The sequence below is a fragment of the Ectothiorhodospira variabilis genome (assembly GCF_022227625.1).
GTDB classification, from domain to species: Bacteria; Pseudomonadota; Gammaproteobacteria; order Ectothiorhodospirales; family Ectothiorhodospiraceae; genus Ectothiorhodospira; species Ectothiorhodospira haloalkaliphila.
On record NZ_JAJNAO010000003.1, the window covers coordinates 197821 to 220051 of the forward strand.

20 protein-coding genes are annotated in these 22231 nt (G+C 61.8%); 18 read left to right on the forward strand and 2 right to left on the reverse strand.

From position 1 onward, the window contains the following. Positions 1-2: 2 nt before the first annotated feature. On the reverse strand, positions 3-785 hold the full coding sequence (gene flgA / locus LPW30_RS05740; RefSeq protein ID WP_239680306.1) for a flagellar basal body P-ring formation chaperone FlgA: 783 nt from the start codon (positions 783-785) through the stop codon (positions 3-5). Positions 786-948: 163 nt separating this feature from the next. On the opposite strand from flgA, the gene LPW30_RS05745 reads away from it, so the two are divergent. From LPW30_RS05745 to LPW30_RS05825, 17 genes are all read left to right on the forward strand, one after another. Beyond that, positions 949-1878, forward strand: a complete 930-nt coding sequence (locus LPW30_RS05745; protein ID WP_025282068.1) for a chemotaxis protein — start codon at positions 949-951, stop codon at positions 1876-1878. Between the two features lie 134 nt (positions 1879-2012). Continuing rightward, positions 2013-2849 (forward strand): CheR family methyltransferase, encoded by an 837-nt coding sequence (locus LPW30_RS05750; RefSeq protein WP_275260075.1) that lies wholly within the window; start codon positions 2013-2015, stop codon positions 2847-2849. 185 nt (positions 2850-3034) lie between these two features. Further along, positions 3035-3436: a flagellar basal body rod protein FlgB gene (gene flgB, locus LPW30_RS05755; protein WP_029762530.1), complete on the forward strand. Its 402-nt coding sequence runs from the start codon at positions 3035-3037 to the stop codon at positions 3434-3436. A gap of 17 nt (positions 3437-3453) precedes the next feature. After that, positions 3454-3876 (forward strand): flagellar basal body rod protein FlgC, encoded by a 423-nt coding sequence (gene flgC / locus LPW30_RS05760; protein WP_025282065.1) that lies wholly within the window; start codon positions 3454-3456, stop codon positions 3874-3876. Between the two features lie 13 nt (positions 3877-3889). Further along, complete coding sequence (locus tag LPW30_RS05765) at positions 3890-4567, forward strand: flagellar hook assembly protein FlgD (RefSeq protein ID WP_156500001.1); 678 nt, start codon at positions 3890-3892, stop codon at positions 4565-4567. Between the two features lie 42 nt (positions 4568-4609). Beyond that, positions 4610-5857, forward strand: a complete 1248-nt coding sequence (gene flgE, locus LPW30_RS05770; RefSeq protein WP_239680307.1) for a flagellar hook protein FlgE — start codon at positions 4610-4612, stop codon at positions 5855-5857. Positions 5858-5879: 22 nt separating this feature from the next. After that, positions 5880-6620 carry a flagellar basal body rod protein FlgF gene (locus LPW30_RS05775; protein ID WP_025282062.1) on the forward strand — a complete coding sequence of 247 codons (741 nt, stop codon included), beginning with the start codon at positions 5880-5882 and terminating at the stop codon, positions 6618-6620. A 23-nt stretch (positions 6621-6643) separates the two neighbouring features. Beyond that, positions 6644-7432: a flagellar basal-body rod protein FlgG gene (gene flgG / locus LPW30_RS05780; RefSeq protein WP_025282061.1), complete on the forward strand. Its 789-nt coding sequence runs from the start codon at positions 6644-6646 to the stop codon at positions 7430-7432. 109 nt (positions 7433-7541) lie between these two features. Continuing rightward, a complete protein-coding gene (flgH, locus tag LPW30_RS05785) occupies positions 7542-8204 on the forward strand; it encodes a flagellar basal body L-ring protein FlgH (protein ID WP_051582592.1) in 663 nt (220 codons plus the stop codon). 58 nt (positions 8205-8262) lie between these two features. After that, complete coding sequence (locus LPW30_RS05790) at positions 8263-9345, forward strand: flagellar basal body P-ring protein FlgI (RefSeq protein ID WP_239680363.1); 1083 nt, start codon at positions 8263-8265, stop codon at positions 9343-9345. 21 nt (positions 9346-9366) lie between these two features. Next, entirely contained in the window at positions 9367-10368 is a 1002-nt protein-coding gene (gene flgJ, locus LPW30_RS05795; RefSeq protein ID WP_025282058.1) for a flagellar assembly peptidoglycan hydrolase FlgJ, read from the forward strand. Between the two features lie 67 nt (positions 10369-10435). After that, the gene (gene flgK, locus LPW30_RS05800; RefSeq protein WP_239680308.1) at positions 10436-12286 is read left to right on the forward strand and encodes a flagellar hook-associated protein FlgK; all 1851 of its coding nucleotides are present in this window, start codon (positions 10436-10438) and stop codon (positions 12284-12286) included. A gap of 3 nt (positions 12287-12289) precedes the next feature. Beyond that, positions 12290-13573, forward strand: coding sequence for a flagellar hook-associated protein FlgL (flgL, locus tag LPW30_RS05805; RefSeq protein ID WP_239680309.1), 1284 nt, complete (start codon positions 12290-12292; stop codon positions 13571-13573). A 161-nt stretch (positions 13574-13734) separates the two neighbouring features. Beyond that, a protein-coding gene (gene prfB / locus LPW30_RS05810) for a peptide chain release factor 2 (RefSeq protein WP_128571921.1) occupies positions 13735-14833 on the forward strand; the annotation gives its coding sequence in 2 pieces (ribosomal slippage) (positions 13735-13809 and positions 13811-14833; 1098 coding nt in all). Between the two features lie 73 nt (positions 14834-14906). Further along, complete coding sequence (gene lysS / locus LPW30_RS05815) at positions 14907-16406, forward strand: lysine--tRNA ligase (protein WP_025282054.1); 1500 nt, start codon at positions 14907-14909, stop codon at positions 16404-16406. Between the two features lie 9 nt (positions 16407-16415). Continuing rightward, entirely contained in the window at positions 16416-17582 is a 1167-nt protein-coding gene (locus LPW30_RS05820; protein ID WP_238624451.1) for a pyridoxal phosphate-dependent aminotransferase, read from the forward strand. Between the two features lie 52 nt (positions 17583-17634). After that, positions 17635-18501, forward strand: a complete 867-nt coding sequence (locus tag LPW30_RS05825) for an alpha/beta hydrolase (RefSeq protein WP_239680310.1) — start codon at positions 17635-17637, stop codon at positions 18499-18501. A 60-nt stretch (positions 18502-18561) separates the two neighbouring features. Here the strand turns inward: LPW30_RS05825 and pckA are convergent, their stop codons facing one another. Then, positions 18562-20157 (reverse strand): phosphoenolpyruvate carboxykinase (ATP), encoded by a 1596-nt coding sequence (pckA, locus tag LPW30_RS05830; protein ID WP_239680311.1) that lies wholly within the window; start codon positions 20155-20157, stop codon positions 18562-18564. Between the two features lie 273 nt (positions 20158-20430). On the opposite strand from pckA, the gene LPW30_RS05835 reads away from it, so the two are divergent. Continuing rightward, the gene (locus LPW30_RS05835) at positions 20431-22221 is read left to right on the forward strand and encodes an ABCB family ABC transporter ATP-binding protein/permease (RefSeq protein ID WP_025282050.1); all 1791 of its coding nucleotides are present in this window, start codon (positions 20431-20433) and stop codon (positions 22219-22221) included. Positions 22222-22231: the final 10 nt, after the last annotated feature.

The window sequence follows — 22231 nt, forward strand, 5'->3', positions numbered from 1 at the left end:
TGTCACATATTAACACCCACCACCCCGGCAGAAAGTACCCGGCCCTCGACGATGCGTTTGGATGACAGGTTGCGGACTCGCACCCGGTCTCCGTAGGAGCCGTCTGCCATGGCCTCACCGGCCATGCGTACAGAGACCACCGAATTTTCCGAGATCAGGGTGACGCGCTCACCCCGATGCACAAGGCGTTGCGGCTCCACCATGTGGGGTGTAAGCACCGTACCACCGCTCAGGGCGCGTCGTAGCACCATGTTCTGGGCGCCTTCCGGGTCCACCAGGTAGCCGCTGTGCAGGCTGTTGAGTTCCCGATGCTCCAGTCTTATATCATTGGAGGATAGTACAGTGCCGCGGGGCAGGGAACGGTCAAGAACCACGACCTCGCCACGCAGGTTGATCTGCATCGGTACATACAGGCTCCAGGGCGCGGGGCCGGGGCAGCGCACGCCCACGGTGGTGTTGCCCACCATGCGCCCCCCGGGCGGAAGTTGGGCTTCCAGAGGGGCGCCGCAGGCCCGCAGCCGGAGTCGCGGGTCAAGTCGTCCCGGGACTACGCGCACCTCAAGGGCGTCGCCATGATGCTGTCGTGCCTGCTCGGTGAGAAACTCCCGGGCTGCCTTGAGAATGTTGCCGTGCGGTTCAACCTCCGAGCTCAGGGCTGTGGGCGGCAGTGCCAGTGCGCACAGGGCCAGGCACGACAGGACTGACCCTCTCCACCCACGGCGTCCATGAACGGAGCGGGGGCCATGAGCCCGGGGTATGAGACAGATATGTATGAGTTGGTTCATAATCGTGATCCGCGCAATCGTTGCCGGGATTCCGGCGCCGGGGGCTATTGGTGTCAAGAGGATGCAATCCCGGTGCCAGATCAGGTATCAAGGATTGCCCCAGACCGCCGATAACCCGGTCGACTGGCCATGTTTATCCCCGGGTGTTCCGCAGGAGGGGCCCATGAGCGACTTGATGGATGGTGTCAATCGGCGTACCCAGATGGTGGGGCAGAACCGCCTTGAGTTGTTGCTGTTCTCCCTGGGTACGCGACAGATGTTTGCCATCAACGTCTTCAAGGTGCGTGAGGTGATCGCCTGCCCACCCCTCAATCGCATGCCCAGCGCCCATTCGGTGGTGCGCGGCGTGGCCACCCTGCGAGGGCAGACCGTCTCGGTGGTGGACCTGGCCAACGCCATCGGCATGGCAGCGCCGGAACACGAGCAGAAGGCCTTTGTCATCCTCACCGAGTTCAACCGCTCGGTACAGGGCCTGCTGGTGGCCTCGGTGGATCGCATCATCAATCTCAACTGGGATCAGATCCGGCCGCCGCCGCGGGGCACGCACAAGGACAGCTTTTTGACGGCTGTCACCCAGGTGGAAGACCGCCTGGTGGAAATCATCGACGTGGAAAAGGTCCTGGAGATGGTCACTGGTCCTTCCAGGGATGTGGACGAAGCCCTGTCCCGTAACATCCGCGAGGGTGGGCGGGTGCGCCGTGCCCTGGTGGCCGACGATTCTTCGGTAGCCCGCAAGCAGATCGTGCGCGCCCTTACCCAGATCGGTGTCGAGGCCATTGTGGCCAATGACGGTCAGCAGGCCCTCAACAAGCTCAAGGACATGGCACGGGAGGGCCCCATCGATGAGCAGATCGGCATGGTGATCTCGGATATCGAGATGCCCGTCATGGACGGGTACACCTTATCTTCGGAGATCCGTCAGCTGCCGGAGTTGTCGGGACTGTACGTCCTGTTACATTCCTCCCTGAGTGGTACCTTCAACGAGGCCATGGTGCGTCAGGCGGGGGCCAATCGATTTCTGCCCAAGTTCAGCCCGGACGAACTGGCCGAGGCGGTGCTCAGCCACCTGCAGCCCGAAGAGGTCGGTCAATAACGGGGGGGGGGGCAGGGCAGGGGAATGCCACAGGCGGCAACCCGTTGCCGCCTGTGGGCTTGTTTTGCGGGTATAATGCGCGTTCCGGTTCATGGCCGGAGGCAGGCAAAATCCATTAACCGGGAAGCACCAGAATCTTGTCATCAGGCCCGATCGAACCCCAGGATTACGAGGACTTCAAGATCTTTCTTGAGCGGTCCTGCGGACTTGTACTGGGAGACAACAAGCATTATCTGGTAACCAGCCGGTTGTCCCGGTTGATGAAGGAGTTCTCGGTCTCCTCGGTCAGTGAATTGCTCAAGCTCCTCAAGCGCGGGGGCCGCTCAGGCTTGCGCGAGCGGGTGATCGAGGCCATGACGACCAACGAAACCTACTGGTTTCGTGATGTCTTCCCCTTCGAGATCCTGAAGAATCAGATCTACCCGGAACTGGCCAAGAAATCCCCGGGCTCCACGGTGCGCATCTGGTGCGCCGCCTGTTCCTCCGGCCAGGAGCCCTATTCCATCAGCATGGCCACCAGCGAGTACCTGCAGTCGCGGCCCGGTAGTCTCCGGGACGTGCAGATCCTGGGTACGGACATCTCCGGTGCTGTGCTGCGCGAGGCCAAGGAGGCCAGCTACGACTCCCTGGCCGTGGCCCGGGGGCTGTCGCTTGATCGTCGTAATCGGTTCTTCATTCAAAAAGGCGATCGCTGGGAAGTGAAGCCGGACATCAAGGCCCGCGTCAGCTACCGGGAGTTCAATCTCCTGGACAACTACAGCACCATGGGTCGGTTTGATATCGTCTTCTGTCGTAACGTGCTGATCTACTTCTCTCTGGAGTCCAAGCGGACCATCCTCAAGCGCATCTCCCAGATCCTCAATCCGGGTGGCTACCTGTTTCTGGGGGCCTCGGAGTCCATGGCCAATTATTCCGATGCCTTCGAGATGGTGCGTTGCAACCCCGGTGTGGTGTATCGCCTGAAGAAGTGATCTCCCCGTAGCGTCAAACTTTCGACTCTGCTTGCTTCGCAACGGCTCCCAACGGCGGGTTGTTGCCGGATTGCCCTCTCTTTCTGGTTTTTCCCTCCCTCCAAGTATCTGAAGCGAATCCAAATTCGCGTATGGCACGCGGATTGCATTTCGACTGACAAGAGATTTTCTTGAGGTCGAAGATCATGCCGCTCTCATTTGATAACGCCCTGGGTATTCACGATGCAGCGCTACAGGTGCGTTCAAGGCGCATGGAGCTGCTTGCATCCAATATCGCCAATGCCGACACCCCCAACTACAAGGCCCGCGATCTGGACTTCCGCCAGGTGCTCAAGCAACAGCACCAACCGGATCAGTTGTCCATGCGTCGCACCCACGCGGCTCACCTGGATGCAACGGGCGGTGCGGGCGGCATGGGCGAGGCCATGTACCGGGTGCCCAACCAACCCTCCCTGGATGGCAATACGGTGGATCCGCAGCTGGAGCAGGCAGCCTTTGCCGAGAACGCTGTTCAATACCAGGCGAGCCTGGATTTTCTGGGTGACAAGTTTACGGGTCTGCGCAACGCCTTCCGGGGCGGCGAGTAGGCCGGGGGAATTGAATCATGAGCAACATGTTCAAGGTCTTTGATGTATCCGGCTCGGCGCTAAGCGCCCAGTCCGTGAGGCTCAACACCATTGCCAGCAACATGGCCAATGCCCAGGTGGCCAGCACCACCGAGGAAGGGGCCTACCGCTCCAAGCAGCCGGTGTTCCAGACGGTGATGGATCAACTCAATCCAGGCAACAACTCCACCATGCCCGTTCGCGTGATGGACATCGTCGAGAGCGATGCGCCTGCGCGGGTGAAGTATGAACCCCATCATCCTCAGGCCAACGAGGATGGGTATGTATTCATGCCCAACGTGAACATGGTGGATGAGATGGCCAACATGATCTCGGCTTCGCGCAGTTACGAGAACAATGTGGAAGTGATGAACACCACCAAGCAGTTGCTATTGCGCACGCTGCAGTTGGGGCAGGGCTGAGGAGGTATGAGCCATGAGCGTTGATTTGAACATGCTGGAGGGCCTGGGGCTGGCGTCGACAAACTCCAGTAAGGCGAACACGGGCAAGCGTGACGAGTTGGGGCAGGAGGAGTTCTTCAAGCTCATGATCACCCAGCTGCAGAATCAGGACCCCTTCGAACCCATGGAGAACGGTGACTTTCTGGGGCAGATCGCCCAGTTCGGCACGGTGAACGGCATCGGTGAGTTGCAGAAGTCTTTCGAGAGCATCGCCAAGTCGGTTCAGTCGTCCCAGACCCTGCAGGCGGCGAGTCTGGTGGATCGGGAGGTGCTGGTGCCGGTGGATATGGCAGCAATGGGTCACGAGGGGGGCGTGCGTGGCGCGCTGGACCTCAAGTCCTCTGCCGAGAATGTGACCGTGGGAATCTATGATGCGGCCGGGGCGCTGGTCAGGCGCATACCCATGGGGGCTCAGGCCTCGGGCATGCAGTCATTCCATTGGGATGGCATGACGGACCAGGGAGAGCGGGCACCGCCGGGTGTGTATGAATTTCGTGCCAATGCGGTGCGGGATGGCAGCAGTGAGCAGCCTGAATTGCTGTTGAACGCACGTGTGGAGAGTGTGCGCACGGATCAGAGAAACGGCGGCATCAAACTGCAGATTGAAGGTTTCGGGGAGATGGATTTCTCCCAGGTACGACGCATTGGCTAGGGCCTGCGGCCAGTGAAGCACAAACAACTTGAGGGTTAGATCATGCCGTCTTTCAACATAGGACTCACCGGAATCAACGCGGCCTCCAAAGATCTGGAGGTGACCGGGCACAATATTTCCAACTCATCCACCGCCGGCTTCAAAGGCTCCCGGGCGGAGTTTGCCGACGTGTTTGCCTTGTCATACACCGGGGTGTCGCGTCTGGCCACCGGCAGCGGTGTGAATCTGGCGGCTGTCTCTCAGCAGTTCAATCAGGGAGATCTTGAGTTTACCGACAACAATCTGGACCTTGCCCTGAATGGTCGCGGTTTTTTCGTGGTCGAGCGTGACGACGTCCGTGAGTACACCCGCGCAGGGCAGTTTCTGGTCGATAAGGATGGCTTTATTGTCAATTCCGCCGGGCAGAATTTGATGGGATATCCCCCCGGGGTACGAAGTGGCGAGTTGAATGAAATTCGTGTGACCACAGGAGAAGCAGAGCCGCGCGCTACCTCCGAGATTGAGGCTTTGATGAATCTTAGTGCGGCTGCACCTACCATCCCACCTGACCCTGACAACGATCCATCCGTTGACATTGAACCCAGCGAACCAGACACGTACAACGAGTCCACCTCCCTGACTGTTTATGATTCCCGGGGGGGAGAGCATACGGTGTCTTTGTTTTTTCAGCGCACTGGTGATAGCGAGTGGGCTGTCCGCGCCTTCAAGGGCGACCAGCCCATAGATGGTATAGATGGTGATGGTGCAACGGCGGGTGAGCTTGTTTTTACTCCGGAAGGAACATTGGATTTAGATGCGAGTACTCCCCTCGAAATAAGTTTTGATCCGGAGAATGGGGCAGCAGAACCGCTGAACATCAATGTTGATTTCACCGAAACCACCCTCTATGGCGATCGCTTCGGCGTCAGTCGTCTGAATCAAGACGGGTTTGCTCCTGGGCAGCTCATTGATGTGGATGTGGACTCCGATGGCACCGTCTTCGCGAGATTCACCAACGGTGTCAACCGCTCGTTGGGCCAAGTGGCCATCGCCAATTTCGATAACCCGCAGGGCTTGCAGCCGGTGGGCGGTACCAATTGGGTGGAAACCTCTTCATCCGGTCAAGCCTTGATGGGCGGCGCTGGCGAGACAGGTTTCGGCCTGATTCAAGGCGGTGCCTTCGAAAACTCCAACGTCAATATCGCCGAACAACTGGTCAACCTGATCACCGCCCAGCGGAATTTCCAGGCGAATGCCCAGGTGATCAGCACCGCCGACACCATCACCCAGACCATCATCAACCTCCGGTAAACGGAAAGGGTAAGGCCTCATCATGGACCGCATGCTCTACATCGCCATGACCGGTGCCCGGGAGGCGGCGCATTCCCAGGAGGTGAACAGCCACAACCTGGCCAATGCCAGCACCACCGGTTTCAAGAAGAACCTGGAGGCGTTCATCAATCACCCCATGCGCGGCCCGGTGTACGACAGCCGGGATTACGTCCAGCTGGAATCCATGCGCGCCGATTTTGCCCACGGGCCGCAGATCTCCACCGGTCGCGACCTGGACGTGGCTGTGCAGGGCGACGGCTGGATCGCGGTGCAGGGGGTGGATGGCAATGAGGCCTTTACCCGGGCCGGTAATCTGCAGGTGGATGCCGTGGGCCTGTTGACCACCGCAGATGGGCGACCGGTCCTGGGGGATGACGGGCCCATCGCCATTCCACCATCCGAGACCATCCTGATCGGCGGCGACGGCACCATCAGTGTGCGTCCGCTGGGACAGGAACCCAATGTCCTGGCCGAAGTGGGCCGCGTGAAGCTGGTGAACCCGAATGGTCAGGATCTGGAGCGCGGGGAGGATGGCCTGTTCCGTCGCGCCGACGGTGCCATTGAGCCGGCGGATGCCCAGGTGAGGCTGCAGTCCGGGATGCTGGAAGGCAGCAATGTGAACACGGTGGAAGCCATGGTCAACATGATCGAGTTGTCTCGTAACTTCGAGACACAGGTGAAACTCATGAAGACCGCCGAAGAACTGGATCGTAGCAGTGCACAACTGCTGCGCATCTCCTAAGGCCCAGCCAGGAGACTCTCGTCATGAATCAAGCACTCTGGATTTCAAAGACTGGCCTGGATGCTCAGCAGACCCGCATGAATGTGGTGTCCAACAACCTGGCCAACGTGAATACCACGGCCTTCAAGAAGGGGCGTGCCTCGTTCGAGGATCTGATCTATCAGACCATCCGCCAACCCGGTGCCCAGGAGGCCCAGAACAACCAGTTGCCCACGGGACTGATGACAGGGGTGGGGGTGCGCACCGTGGCCACCGACAAGATCTTCACCCAGGGCAACCACACCCAGACGGACAACGCTCTGGATGTTTCCATCCAGGGGCGGGGATTCTTCGAGATCCTCACCCCGGAGGGCAACGTGGCCTACACCCGGGATGGCAGCTTTCAGCTGAATGCCGACGGTCAGATGGTGATGTCCAATGGTTATGAGTTGCAGCCGGGCATTTTCATCCCCGAAGGCACCAAGAGCATCCATATCAGTCAGGACGGCATCGTCAGCGCCACCCTGGCCGGTGAGGAAGCAGCCCCGGTGGAAGTAGGCAACATCCAGTTGGCGGATTTCGTGAATCCCGCCGGCCTGGAGCCGGTGGGGCAGAACCTGTTCGTGGAGACCGCTGCCAGTGGTGCACCCCAGCAGGGCAACCCCGGCCAGGACGGCCTGGGTCGGCTCATGCAGGGCTCCCTGGAGAGTTCCAACGTCAATATTGCCGAGGAACTGGTGAACATGATCGAGACCCAGCGGGCCTACGAGATCAATTCCAAGTCCATCTCCACCTCCGACCAGATGATGCAGTTCCTCAACCAGAATCTGTAACCAGGTCGATGTATCGCGGTAATCAAGGGGCAAGGCCATGAACAGTCAGGTATCCACGAAAGAATATGGCATTAGAGGTGGGCCCGGTCTTCAGCGACTGGGGCTGGTCATGGTTCTGTTGTCCTTGTTGATGAGCGGTTGCGCCACCATGACGCCGGTGGAACGCGGTGATGACGCGCAATTTACCGCCATTACACCGCCCCAGCCGCTGCCACCGGAACAGAATAACGGCGCCATCTTCCAGCCCGCCTCCAACCAGGGCCTGTTTGCCGACTACAAGGCCCGCCAGGTGGGGGATGTGCTCACGGTGGTGCTGGCAGAGCGGACTCAGGCTCGCAAGTCCGCGAGTACCTCCACCAGCAAGGACTCCAACGTGAACATGAATAACCCCACGGTGCTGGGTCGCCCGGTCACCCGCGGTGGTGTGCCGATCCTGGATGCCTCCGTGAGCGGTTCCCGAAGCTTTGAGGGGGAGGGCGATTCGGCCCAGAGCAACCAGTTGGATGGCTCCATCACGGTGATGGTCTCCGAGGTCCTGCCCAACGGCAATCTGGTGGTGCAGGGGGAAAAGTGGCTGCAGATCAACCAGGGCCAGGAATACATCCGCCTGCGGGGCATAGTGCGGCCGGTGGATATCCGCGCCGACAACACGGTGAACTCCAACCAGATCGCCGATGCCCAGGTGGCCTATGGCGGCAGGGGCACGCTGGCGGACAGCAACAATCCCGGTTGGTTGACGCGATTCTTCAACAGCCCCGTGTGGCCCTTCTAGGGGAGATCCGATCATGAAACCCATACGCACATTGCTGATCGTCTGGGCCCTGGCGTTGATGTCCCTGGGCCTGATCCTGCCGGCCTCTGTGGACGCCGCTGATCGGGTCAAGGACCTGGCTTCGGTGGATGGGGTGCGCAGCAACCAGCTCATCGGCTACGGCCTGGTGGTGGGTCTGGATGGTTCGGGTGACCAGACCACCCAGGCCCCCTTCACGGTGCAAAGCCTCAAGAACATGCTGGGTCAGTTGGGTGTGACCATCCCGCCCAATGTGAATCCACAGCTGCGCAACGTGGCCGCTGTCATGGTGCATGCGGACCTGCCTCCTTTTGCCAAGCCTGGTCAGACGATTGATGTGACCGTTTCTTCCATCGGCAATGCCGGCAGTCTGCGCGGTGGCAGTCTGCTCATGACACCCATGAAGGGCGCTGATGGTCGCACCTACGCCATCGCCCAGGGAAACCTGGCCGTGGGTGGGCTGGGTGTGGAAGGGGCCGACGGCTCCCGGGTGACCGTGAATGTGCCCAGTGTGGGCCGCATTCCCAATGGGGCCACGGTGGAGCGGGAGGTGCCATCCGGTTTTGCCCGGGGCAATCACGTCACGCTCAATCTGCATCGGCACGACTTCACCACTGCCAACCGGCTCAGCGATGTCATCAACGACACCATGGGTCCGGGCACGGCCCATCCGGTGGACGGCTCCTCGGTGCGGGTGAGTGCCCCTCAGGATCCAGGCCAGCGGGTCACCTTCATCTCCATGCTGGAGAACCTGCGGGTACAGCCCGGAGAGCCGCCAGCCAAGGTGATCGTCAACTCGCGTACCGGCACGGTGGTGATCGGCAGCAATGTGCGCGTGAGCCCGGCTGCCGTGTCTCACGGCAACCTCATCGTGACCATCACGGAACGACCGCAGGTGACGCAACCTGCGCCGTTGGCTGCCGGCGAGACCGTGGTCACCCCGCAGACCGACATTGAGGTGATTCAGGAGGATGCCCGCATGTTCCTGTTCGACCCCGGCGTGACCCTGGATGAGATCGTGCGCGCGGTCAACGAGGTGGGGGCTGCCCCGGGAGATCTGGTGTCCATTCTGGAAGCCCTGCGTGAATCCGGTGCCCTGCGGGCCCAGTTGGTCATCATCTGATCCGGGACGGGGAGCGCTGCCATGAACGCCTACATTGCCGATAGCTTCAACTACACCGACATCGCAGGTCTGAGTGAGTTGCGGGGGCGTGTGCAGAGTCAGTCGCCCGAGGCGGCCGATGAGGTGGCGCGGCAGTTCGAGGCCCTGTTCATTCAGATGATGATCAAGAGCATGCGCGCCGCCGCGCCGGCGGAAGGCCTGCTCAGCAGTGATCAGACCCGCATGTTCGAGGGCATGTTTGATCAGCAGGTGGCTCTGGATATGGCCCGGGGGGAGGGCATCGGTCTGCGTGAGCAGGTGGCGCGTCAGTTGGCAGGCCCCGAGGCACGTCGCGACGACGACCGGGAATTGCAAATGCCCACGCATCGGGTGCCCGCCCTGCGCGCCGCCATCGAGGCGGCCATGGCGGCACCGGCTGCATCCATGGGTCGTCACGATACCCCGGAGGCTGACGGTATGAAACCAGGTCAGGGCACGAGTAAGGCAGGGCCGGCCGGCGGCGATGGTTCCTGGTCGCCCCGGTCCCCGCAGGAGTTCATCCGTGACGTCTGGCCCCATGCACAGCAGGCCGCCGCCGAACTGGGTGTGGCCCCCGAGGTGCTGGTGGCCCAGTCCGCCCTGGAAACAGGCTGGGGGCAGCATGTGATCCAGCATGGGGACGGGCGCAGCAGCCACAACCTGTTCGGCATCAAGGCCGATGGTCGCTGGCAGGGGGATCGGGTGACGGTGCAGACCCTGGAATACGTGCAGGACATCCCGGAGATGCAGCGGGCCCAGTTCCGCTCTTATGGCAGCGTGGCAGAGAGCTTTGAAGACTATGTGGATTTCCTGCGCAGTAACCCCCGCTACCGGCATGCGCTGGAGGCTGCGGGTGATCCGGAACAGTATGTGCGCGGCTTGCAGGATGCAGGTTACGCCACCGACCCCGACTACGCAGACAAGATTCTGAACATCATGCGGCGCGGCACGCTCAGCGACACCCTGGCCGGATTCAAGTCTGGCGGCGAGCGGCCGCTATCCTGAAGGAGGTAACGATCATGTTCATGCACCCCATTCACTTCACACTGCGGATTGCCGCCAGGAGGGCATCATGAGTGCGGGACTCTTTGGTATCGCCACCTCCGGGCTCAATGCGGCGCAGCGTGCGCTGGACACCACCGGCCACAACATCGCCAACGTCAATACCGAGGGCTACAGTCGCCAGCGGACGGAGCAGGGCACGCGCCCGGCTCAGTTTTCCGGGGCGGGCTATGTGGGCCGGGGGGTGGATGTCAACACAGTCAGGCGGATGTACGACGAGTTCGTGCAGACTCAGCTGCGCAACAACACGACCAGCAGCGAGTATTACAATACGCAGCGAGATTTCATCAGCCGGGTGGATAACCTCCTGGCTGATCCGGCCGCGGGCTTGTCCCCTGGCTTGCAGCAATTCTTCTCGGCCACCCAGGAGCTGGCCAATGATCCCACCTCCAGTGCCAATCGCACCGTGTTGATCTCGGAGGCGGAGTCACTGGTGGACCGTTTCAAGTTCCTGGATCAGCGGCTCAAGGATCAGCAGACCATCGTGGATGGCCAGATCGGCTCGGGGGTGGACGAGGTCAATGGCTATGCCGATTCCATTGCCAAGCTGAATCAGCAGATCGTGGCCGCCCAGGGTCGCGGCCAGCCGCCCAATGACCTGCTGGACAAGCGGGACCAGATGGTGCTGGAAATGTCCAGGTTCGTGGATGTGAGAACCACGATTCAGGACGATGGCTCCATGAACGTCTTCATTGGTCGTGGACAGGGTGTGGTGCTGGGTAACAAGGCCACGCCGTTGTCTGCCAGCCGCCCGACGCCGGGGGCGCCCCTGGAGGTGAATTTTGGTGCACAAGGGGGCAACAAGACCAATGTGACCAACCTGATCTCGGGCGGCAAGCTGGGCGGCCTTCTGGAGCTGCGCAGCTCGGTGCTGGACGAGGCTCAGAATGAATTGGGCAGGGTCGCCGTTGCCGTTGCCGTGGGCTTCAATAATCAGCATACCCAGGGTTTGGATGCCGAGGGGAAGCTGGGCCAGGACTTTTTCAAAGTGCCCGAGCCTGAGGTGCTGTCAGGAAGAGGCGTTGAAGTTTCCAAGCCGGATGTGAGCTTTGATCCTGCCGGGCTGTCGGAGCTGAAATCCAGTGACTATCGGTTGCAATTTCAAAGCGGTCAATGGAATCTGACCCGTCTGTCGGATGGTCAGAAGTTAGGTAGTTATGGAGTTAATGAAGAAGTCAAGGTGGAAGGGCTTGTTATAGCAATGCCTGGTGGTCCGCCTGATGCTAAGGAGGGCGACAACTTTCTGATCCGTCCCACCCGCTCCGCTGCACAGGGGATCGAAGTGGCTGTGCGCGAACCTCAGCGGCTTGCGGCGGCCCAGGCTTTTTCTAATGATCTGGCTGAGGATCAGGAACTGCTCCATTTTTCGCCGGGTACGACATATCAGCCGGGGGACGACCTGACCTTCACCGGATTTTCTGAAGATCCAGACGGTTCTGACCTGTGGAGAGCCACGACGACAGATGGTGCAGAGATTGTCGTCAGGTCTACGGATGACCCTGGTGACGTAGTGCTGACGGGCAACGATGCATTTGGGCTGGGCGATAACCGTAATGCCCTTGCCTTGGCGCAGGTGCAGGGAACCCAGTACCTGGATGATGGTCGCAGCTCCATCGAGGATGCCTACAACGGCCTCATCGGCAAGGTGGGCACCCAGACCCGTCAGACTCAGGTGGCTGCCGAATCCCAGGCGCGGCTGCTGGCGGATGCCAAGGCCCAGCGGGAGAGTCTCTCCGGGGTGAATCTCGATGAGGAGGCAGCCAACCTGCTGCGGTTTCAGCAGGCCTACCAGGCATCGGCGCAGGTCATTGCCGTGACCAGCACCCTGTTTGACACCCTCATCGGTGTAGCGAGGCGTTAAGTCATGAGGATATCCACCAGCCAGATTTTCCAGAACGGCATCGACGTGATTCAGCGCCAGCAGGCCGAGATCTCTCGCACCCAGAACCAGCTGGGCACCGGGCGCCGCATCCTATCGCCATCGGACGACCCCAGTGGCAGTGTTCAGGCCCTGCAGTTCGAGAGCCGTATCGATCAGACCAAACAGTTCCAGCGCAACGGCGGCCTGGCCGAGCAGCGCCTGCGCCTCACCGAGGTCACCCTGGCCTCCGTGGGCGATGGCCTGCAGCGCATCCGCGAACTCTCCGTGAAAGCCAATAACGCCACGGAAACCGACGAAACCCGGCGCTACATCGCCGGTGAAATGCAGCAGGTGCTCAACTCCCTGGTCGATCTGGGTAACACCCGTGATGCCAACGGAGAGTACCTGTTCGCAGGTTACAAGTCCCAGACCCAGCCTTTTGTCATGAAGGATGGTGAGGTGGAGTATCAGGGGGATGATAAGGCCCGGCAGGTGGACATCAGCCCCGTGCGCAAGATGGCGGTGGGGGATCCGGGCAATCAGGTGTTTGGGGATGCGGGTGTACCGGGAGCATTGAAGGACGGGAATGGAACGTTCACCACCTTTCCTGACAATGATCCCGAGGAAAATGAAGGTTCTGGCGTGATTAGCGCGGGCAGCGTGGTGGATCGTAAGGCATGGCAGGAAGCGGTGGATGCTGTGTCGGGTGAATTGAGCTACAGCGTCACATTTGCTGACGATGGCGAGACCTTCACGGTAAAGGCTTTTGATAGCAATGACCCAGGCACGGCGCTGGCAGGAGACCCATTCGACACCCTGCCCACCAACGAGCCGTTCAAGAGTGGCGAGGCCATAGCCTTCAATGGCATCAGCTTCGACATCAAGGGCACTCCCAATGTGGATGATGAGTTCACCATCCGTCCCTCGAAGCCGCAAAGCCTCTTTGCCGGCGTCCAGAACATCATCGACGCCCTGCAGTCCCCAGTGGGCACCAGCACCGCCCCGGTGAACAACGCCATCAACCGTGGCCTGTCCGAACTGGACAACGCCCTGGGCCATGTCCTGGACACCCGTGCCACCGTGGGTGCGCGTCTCAATGCCCTGGAGAACCAGGATAACCTCAACCGGGATCAGATCCTGCAGCTGGAGACCACCATCTCCGAGATCCGCGACCTGGACTATGCCGAGGCCATCAGCCGCTTCAACCTGCAGCAGGTGGGTTTGCAGGCGGCGCAGCAGTCGTACACCCAGGTGGCGCGCCTGACCCTGTTCGATTACATCCGCTGATCGCAGGAGCGACAAGCGCTTTTCGGCCCTCACCCCAACCCCTCTCCCGCCAGCGGGAGAGGGGCTCAGGTTTCTTCTTCCCGGAAGGGCGCGGCGGGCACCATCCCGTCCAGCATGTTAAAATCCGCGGTTTTCCCAAACACCCGTCGGAAGGCCGCTCCATGCTGGAACTCAACCCGCTATTTACCCACATCAAGGATCTGCAAGGGCGTGTGGATGCCCTGAGGGGGTATCTTTGACTTCGATACCAAGCGCGAACGCCTGGAGGAAGTGAACCGGGAACTGGAAGACCCCAACATCTGGAACGACCCCGACAAGGCCCAGGCCCTGGGTAAGGAGCGTTCCCACCTGGAAGGCATCGTCCACAATCTGGAGCGCATCGGCGGTGGCCTGGATGATGCCCAGGAATTGCTGGAGATGGCCCAGGCCGAGGGCGACGAGGACACCGTTGCGTCCGTCCAGTCGGATCTGGATCAATACGAGTCCACCGTTGCCGGCCTGGAATTCCAGCGCATGTTCTCCGGCGAGATGGACGACTCCGCCGCCTTCCTGGAGATCCAGGCCGGCTCCGGCGGCACCGAGGCCCAGGACTGGGCGGAGATGCTGCTGCGCATGTACCTGCGCTGGGGCGAGCGCCACGGCTTCAAGACCGAACTCATGGAGGCCTCCGCCGGTGAAGTGGCCGGCATCAAGAGTGCCACGGTGCGTTTCGAGGGCCCCTATGCTTTCGGCTGGCTGCGCACCGAGACCGGTGTGCACCGGCTGGTGCGCAAGTCCCCCTTCGACTCGGGCAACCGCCGCCACACCTCCTTCACCTCCGTGTTCGTATCCCCCGAGGTGAGCGATGACATCGACATCGAGATCAACCCGGCGGATCTGCGCATCGACGTCTACCGGGCCAGTGGCGCCGGGGGTCAGCACGTGAACCGCACCGAATCCGCCGTGCGTATCACCCACTTGCCCACCGGTGTGGTCACCGCCTGTCAGAACGGTCGTTCCCAGCACAAGAACAAGGACTTTGCCATGAGCCAGCTACGCGCCAAGCTCTATGAGCTGGAGCTGCAGAAGCGCAATGCGGAAAAGCAGGCCATGGAAGACAGCAAGGCAGACATCGGCTGGGGCAGCCAGATCCGCTCCTATGTGCTGGACCAATCCCGTATCAAGGACCTGCGCACCGGCGTTGAGGTGGGCAACACCCAGGCGGTGCTGGATGGGGATCTGGACCAGTTCATCGAGGCCAGCCTCAAGAGCGGCCTTTGATGCCGCTCGCCCCCTATTCCGCGGAGCAGTGTTGCCGCGTCATCCCGTTACATAGCAATCCATTGGCAGACTGATGAACGACCACACCCAGGACGAGAACAAGCTCATTGCCCAGCGCAGGGAGAAGCTGGGCAAGCTGCGCGAAGACAACGGCGCAGCCTTCCCCAATGACTTTCGCCGCAACGTGATGGCCGGCGAGCTGCATGCCGAGTATGGCGAGCGGGAGCCGGAATGGTTCGAGAGCAATCCCATCCGTGTGGCCGTGGCCGGTCGCATGATGGCCAAGCGGGTGATGGGCAAGGCGAGCTTTACCCAATTGCTGGACATGTCCGGGCGCATTCAGTTGTTCGTGCAGCGAGATGAACTGCCCGAAGGGCGTTATCAGGAGTTCAAGGCCTGGGACGTGGGTGACATCCTGGGCGCCGAGGGCACGCTGTTCAAGACCAAGACCGGCGAGCTTTCCGTGAAGGTGGACAGCCTGCGCTTGCTCACCAAGTCCCTGCGGCCGCTGCCGGAGAAGTTTCATGGCCTGTCGGATATGGAAACCCGCTATCGCCAGCGCTATGTGGATCTGATCATGAACGAGCCGGTGCGGGAGATCTTCCGCACCCGCACGCGCATCATCCAGAGCATCCGCAATTACCTCAATGCGCGGGACTTCCTGGAAGTGGAAACCCCCATGATGCAGTCCATCCCCGGCGGGGCCACGGCGCGGCCGTTTGCCACCCACCACAATGCCCTGGACATGCAGCTGTTCCTGCGCATTGCCCCGGAGCTGTATCTCAAGCGTCTGGTGGTGGGCGGTTTCGAGAAGGTGTATGAAATCAACCGCAATTTCCGCAACGAGGGCCTGTCCACCCGGCACAATCCCGAGTTCACCATGCTGGAGTTCTATGAGGCCTACGTGACTTATCACGAGCTCATGGACCTCACCGAGGACCTGCTGCGCACCCTCACCCAGGAGGTGCTGGGCACCACCACGGTGAACTACCAGGGCGAGACCTACGACTTCGGCCAGCCCTTCGAGCGCCTCACCGTCAAGGAGGCCATCCTCAAGTACAACCCGGATCTGACCGCCGCGGATCTGGAAGACGAGCAGAGGGCCCGCGCCGTGGCCGAGCGGCTGGGCATTCCCCTCAAGGATGGCTACGGTCTGGGCAAGGTGTGGATCGAGATCTTCGAAAAGACGGCGGAATCGCGTCTGCAGAATCCCACTTTCATCACCGCTTATCCCACGGAAGTCTCGCCCCTGGCCCGGCGCAATGACGACGATCCCTTCGTGACGGATCGTTTCGAGTTTTTCGTGGGCGGGCGGGAGATCGCCAATGGCTTTTCCGAGCTCAACGATTACGAGGATCAGGCGGAGCGCTTCCGCCAGCAGGTGCAGGAAAAGGAGGCCGGCGACGACGAGGCCATGCATTTCGATGCCGACTATCTGCGCGCCCTGGAGCATGGCATGCCGCCCACGGCGGGCGAGGGCATCGGCATCGATCGACTGGTGATGCTGTTCACCGACTCCCCCTCCATCCGGGATGTGCTGCTCTTCCCCCACATGCGACCCGAGGCAGGCTAAGCTCCACCCATGACCCCGAACATGCCCGTGGCCCGCCGTATGGCGGACATCCAGCCCTTTCACGTGATGGACCTGCTGGCCCGGGCCAGGCGTCTGGAGGCCCAGGGGCGGGACATCATCCACCTGGAGATCGGTGAGCCGGATTTTCCCACCCCGGCGCCCATCGTCGAGGCGGGTCGTCAGGCCCTGGCCGATGGTCACACGCATTACACCCCGGCCACGGGCTTGCCCGCCCTGCGCGAGGCCATTGCCCGTTTCTATCAGGATGAATACGGGGCCCATGTGCCCCCGGAGCGTATCGTGATCACGCCGGGAGCCTCTGGGGCACTGCTACTGGTGATGGGCGTGCTGGTGGACCCGGGCGCCCAGGTGATCATGGCCGATCCCGGCTATCCCTGTAACCGGCATTTTGTGCGCGCCGTGGAGGGGGAGCCAGTGGGGGTCTCCGTGGGGCCGGATACGGCCTATCAACTCACACCGGATCATCTGGCCGATACCTGGACGGAGCGTACCGCCGCCGCCATGGTGGCCACCCCCTCCAACCCTACCGGCACCCTCACCGACACCCACAGCCTCAAGTCCATGATCGACTTTGCCCGTTCCCAGGGCGGCAACCTGATCGTGGATGAGATCTATCAGGGGCTGGTCTACGGGGAGCGGCCCATGACGGCCGCGGGTCTGTCGAATCAGGTGTTCGTGATCAACAGCTTTTCCAAGTTTTTCGGCATGACCGGCTGGCGTCTGGGCTGGGTAGTGGCGCCGGAACCCTATGTGCGTGAACTGGACAAGCTGGCACAGAACCTGTTCCTGGCCGCGTCCACCCCGGCCCAGCACGCGGCTCTGGCAGCCTTCACGCCGGCCTGCCGGGAGATCCTGGAGGCACGCCGCGAGGCCTTCCGTCAGCGCCGGGACGTGCTGCTGCCGGGCCTGCGCGCCCTGGGTCTGCGGGTGCCGGTGACGCCCGAAGGCGCCTTCTACATCTACGGCAACAGCACGGCCTGGGGCGAGGACAGCTTTGTGCTGGCCGAGCGTCTGCTGGAGGAAGCGGGCGTAGCGGTCACGCCGGGCATCGACTTTGGCCGCCACGGGGCCAGTCAGCATCTGCGATTTGCCTACACCCGTGATATCCCGGTGCTGGAGGCGGCGCTGGAGCGTCTGCGGCAATGGCTCGACTGAGACCCCTGCCGATGCCTTGGCCCCCGCGTTCGGCCTGAGTACACTGGCCACCATGCGTACATTGATGATGGTGGTGTTGATCGGGTTGGGGGCCTACGGGGCCTTCGTGGGCATGCTGTATTTCACTCAGGGGCAGATGGTCTACATCCCCCTGTCGGCCCACGCCGGCTCACCCTCGGACGCGGGGCTGCCCTACGAGGAAGTCTGGCTGGACACCGAGGACGGTGAGCGCCTGCATGCCTGGTTCATCCCGGCCCGGGAGGGCGCCGGGGATCGGAATGAGGCGGGGGCTGATGAATGCCGGGCACCCGTGCTGCTGTTCCTGCATGGCAACGCCGGCAACATCAGCCATCGCCTGGAATCCCTGCAGATCTTCCACCGGCTGGGGCTCTCGGTGCTGATCCTGGACTACCGGGGCTATGGCAAGAGTTCCGGTTCCCCCACGGAGGAGGGCACCTATCTGGATGCCCTGGCCGGCTGGCAACACCTGCTGGAGGAGCGCGACTACGCCGCCGATGAAGTGGTGGTGTTCGGACGCTCCCTGGGCGCGGCGGTGGCCGCCCACACGGCCGCCCGGGTGCAGCCGGGGGCGCTGATCCTGGAGTCCGCCTTCACCAGCGCCCCGGATCTGGGCGCCGATCTCTACCCCTGGGTGCCGGTGCGCACCCTGCTGCGCTTCGAGTATGACACCCGCCGTGCCCTGGAGCAGGTGGGGTCCCCGGTGTTGCTGGCCCACAGCCGCGACGACGAGATCGTGCCCCATGGCCATCTGGAGCGTTTGAAGCAGGCAGCGGGGAGTGCGCGGGCCTTGTCGGTGCTGGAGATGCGCGGCGGGCACAACGATGGCTTCATGCGCACTGGTGAGGATTACGTCAGGGGCCTGGAAGACTTCCTGGAAGCCTCGTTCGACTGCCCCTGACAAGGTCTCCGTTTCCCTCTCGTGCAAGCCCCTCTCCCCTGCGGGGAGAGAGGCCCTTTTTTACCCGACGCTTTCCGGCACGCGCGGGGCGGCCTGGCGGATCTCCTCGCTGGCCTGGTCCTCATAGGTCCTGAAGTTGTTGTGGAACAGCATGGCCAGTTTCGCGGCCGTGTCCTGATAGGCCTGCTTGTCTTCCCAGGTGTTGGAGGGGATCAGCACCTCGTCGGGCACGTTGGGGCAGGTGGTCGGGATCTGCACGCCGAAGATGGGGTCTTCCACCGTGTCCGACTTTTCCAGTGAGCCATCGTGAATGGCATCGATGATGGCGCGGGTGTGGGCGATGCTCATGCGCTTGCCCACGCCATAGGGGCCCCCGCTCCAGCCGGTGTTCACCAGCCACACGCGCACGTCGTGCTCACGGATGCGCTCCGCCAGCAGTTCGGCATAGCGGGTGGGATGCCATACCAGGAAGGGCGCCCCGAAGCAGGCAGAGAAGGTGGCTTCGGGCTCGGTCACGCCCACTTCCGTACCGGCCACCTTGGCGGTGTAGCCGCTGATGAAGTGGTACATGGCCTGGGCAGGGGTGAGGCGGCTGACGGGCGGCAGCACGCTGAAGGCGTCGCAGGTGAGAAACACCAGATTGCGCGGATGTCCACCGGTGCAGGGGATCTTGGTATTGGGGATGAATTCCACCGGATAGGAGCAGCGGGTATTCTCCGTGAGGGAACTGTCTTCGTAATTCACCTCGCGGGTGTCCTTGTCGTAGACCACGTTCTCCAGCACGGCGCCAAAGCGGATGGCGTTGTAGATCTCCGGTTCGGCCTTGGGGTCCAGATTGATGGCCTTGGCGTAGCAACCGCCCTCGATGTTGAACACGCCCTGGTCGGACCAGCAGTGCTCGTCATCACCGATGAGATAGCGATCCGGGTCGGCGGAAAGGGTGGTCTTGCCCGTGCCTGAAAGGCCGAAGAAGATGGAAACATCCCCTTCCGTGCCTTCGTTGGCGGAGCAGTGCATGGACAGCACGTCCTGCTTGGGCATGATGTAATTCATGATGGTGAACACGCCCTTCTTCATCTCCCCAGCGTATTCGGTGCCCAGAATGACGAATTCACCCCGGGCAAAGCACAGGCTGACGCTGGTGGGGTTCTTCACGCCGAGGATGCTGGTATCTGCCGACGCGCGTCCGGCGTTGTAGATCACGTAGTCGGGCTCGCCGAAATTCTCCAGCTCTTCCTGGCTCGGGCGGATCAGCATGTTGCGCATGAACAGGGCATGATAGGCCCGTTCGCAGATCACACGAATACGCACCCGGTAGCGGGGATCCCATCCAGCGAATCCATCGATGACATAGAGTCGCGAACAGGTGTTCAGGTGATCCACGGCCTGGGTGCGCAGGGCATCGAAACTGGCCGCTTCCAGGCCCACGTTGACCGAACCCCACCAGACGTCATCATTGATATGATCGTGGGAGACCACGCGCTTGTCCTTGGGACTGCGACCGGTCTTGTCGCCGGAGCGGGCGATCAGGGCGCCCGTGGAGGAGATGGCGGTGCCGTGTTCGTGGGCGAGGGCCTCTTCGTAGAGAACGGCGGGGGAGGGGTTGCGCAGCACTTTCGCCACGCTGATGCCATGCTGATTCAGGCTGAAGGTCATGCAGATCTACCTGTGGGGAAAGGGGGAGGGGTTTGCGACAGACTATTGACATGCGTGGTCTAAAACAACAGCCGTGGGGGCTATTTTGAGTATTTCATTGATAAAAGGCACGTGGGCGCCCAGGAATCAGGGCCCCTGGCTATTGCCCTATGCTTCGCTTCCTGACAAGCTTTACGGTTTTTCATTATAAGTATCTATTCAAAAGTGCTGAAGGCCCCGCGACGCGGGGTCGCGTGAGGTGCCCTTCATGAGCCTGCAGTCGCTGTTGACCCGGTGAGATACCGTTCCGATTACGCCTATTCGGATCAGCGGGTGAACTGGCGTATCCTGCTCAGCCTGATCCCCTACCTGATGGAGTTCCGGGGGCGGGTGATCCTGGCTCTGGTCCTGCTCACCCTGGCCAAACTGGCCAATGTGGCCGTGCCGGTGGCCCTGAAGTACATCGTCGATCATTTCGAGTCTTCTCCCGAGACAGCCGTGATGGTGGTGCCAGTGGCCCTGCTGGTGGCCTATGGGTTGCTGCGTTTCGGGTCGGTGTTTTTCTCGGAATTGCGGGACGCCGTGTTCGCAAGGGTGGCGGAGCGCGCCATGCGCCGGGTGTCGTTGCGGGTGTTCGAGCATCTGCACCGCATGGACCTGGGTTTTCATCTGTCCCGCCGCACGGGGGGGCTGGCCCGGGACATCGAGCGTGGCACCACCGGCATCAGTTTCCTCCTGCGTTTCACCCTGTTCAACATCCTGCCCACCCTGCTGGAGATCGCCATGGTGGCGGTGATCCTGTTCGTCTTCCTGAGCCCCGGGTTTGCGGTCACCGTGGTGGTGGCGGTGGCCATCTATATTGCTTTCTCGGTGGTGGTGACCGAATGGCGTAACCGTTTCGTGCGCCAGGCCAATCAGATGGACAACCGCTCCAACACTCGGGCGGTGGACAGTCTGCTCAATTTCGAGACGGTGAAGTATTTTGGCAACGAAGGGTATGAGGCCCGCCGTTACGACACGGATCTGGAGGCCTGGGAGACGGCGCGGATGCACAACCGTCTGTCCCTGGCGGCCCTGAACTCCGGGCAGGCTTTCATCATCGCCGGTGCGATCACGGTGATGATGGTGATGGCGGCCACTCAGGTGGCGGATGGCAGCATGACCATCGGTGATCTGGTGATGGTGAATGCTTACATGATCCAGTTGTTCATACCCCTGAATTTCCTGGGCTTCGTGTACCGGGAGATCCGCGAATCCCTGATCAACATCGAGCGGGTGTTCCGGCTCATGGATCAGCCAGCGCAGGTGGTGGATCGCCCGGACGCCCGGCCGTTGGTGCCGGATGGGGGCGAGGTGGCCTTCGATGAGGTGAGCTTTGGCTACGGGGCGGATCGGCAGATCCTGCACGAGGTGAGCTTTCGGGTGCCGGCGGGTCACAAACTGGCCCTGGTGGGCAGCAGTGGTGCGGGCAAGTCCACCATCGCACGTCTGTTGTTCCGATTCTACGATGTGGACAGGGGACGCATCACCATCCACGGCCAGGATGTCCGGGAGGTCACCCAGGACAGTCTGCGGGCGGCCATCGGGGTGGTGCCTCAGGATACGGTGTTGTTCAACGATACCATCTACTACAACATCGCCTATGGGCGACCCGATGCGACCCCGGAGGAGGTTCACCGGGCGGCGCGGCTGGCCCACCTGGAGGCGTTCATCCAGCGGTTGCCGGAGGGATACGATACGGTGGTGGGTGAGCGGGGCCTGAAACTGTCCGGCGGCGAGAAGCAGCGTATTGCCATTGCCCGGGTGATCCTCAAGGATCCGCCCATCCTGGTGCTGGACGAGGCAACATCCTCGCTGGATTCTCATTCCGAGCAGGCCATCCTGGGGGCCCTGCGGGAGATCGCCCGGGAACGCACCACCCTGGCCATCGCCCACCGGCTGTCCACGGTGGAGGATGCGGACACCATCCTGGTGCTGGAACATGGGCGCGTGGTGGAGCAGGGCACCCATGACGCCCTGCTGGCCGCCAACGGGGCCTATGCGGCGCTGTGGCGGCGTCAGCAGCGGGGAGAGGGGTTGGGGTGAGGGGCGCGGC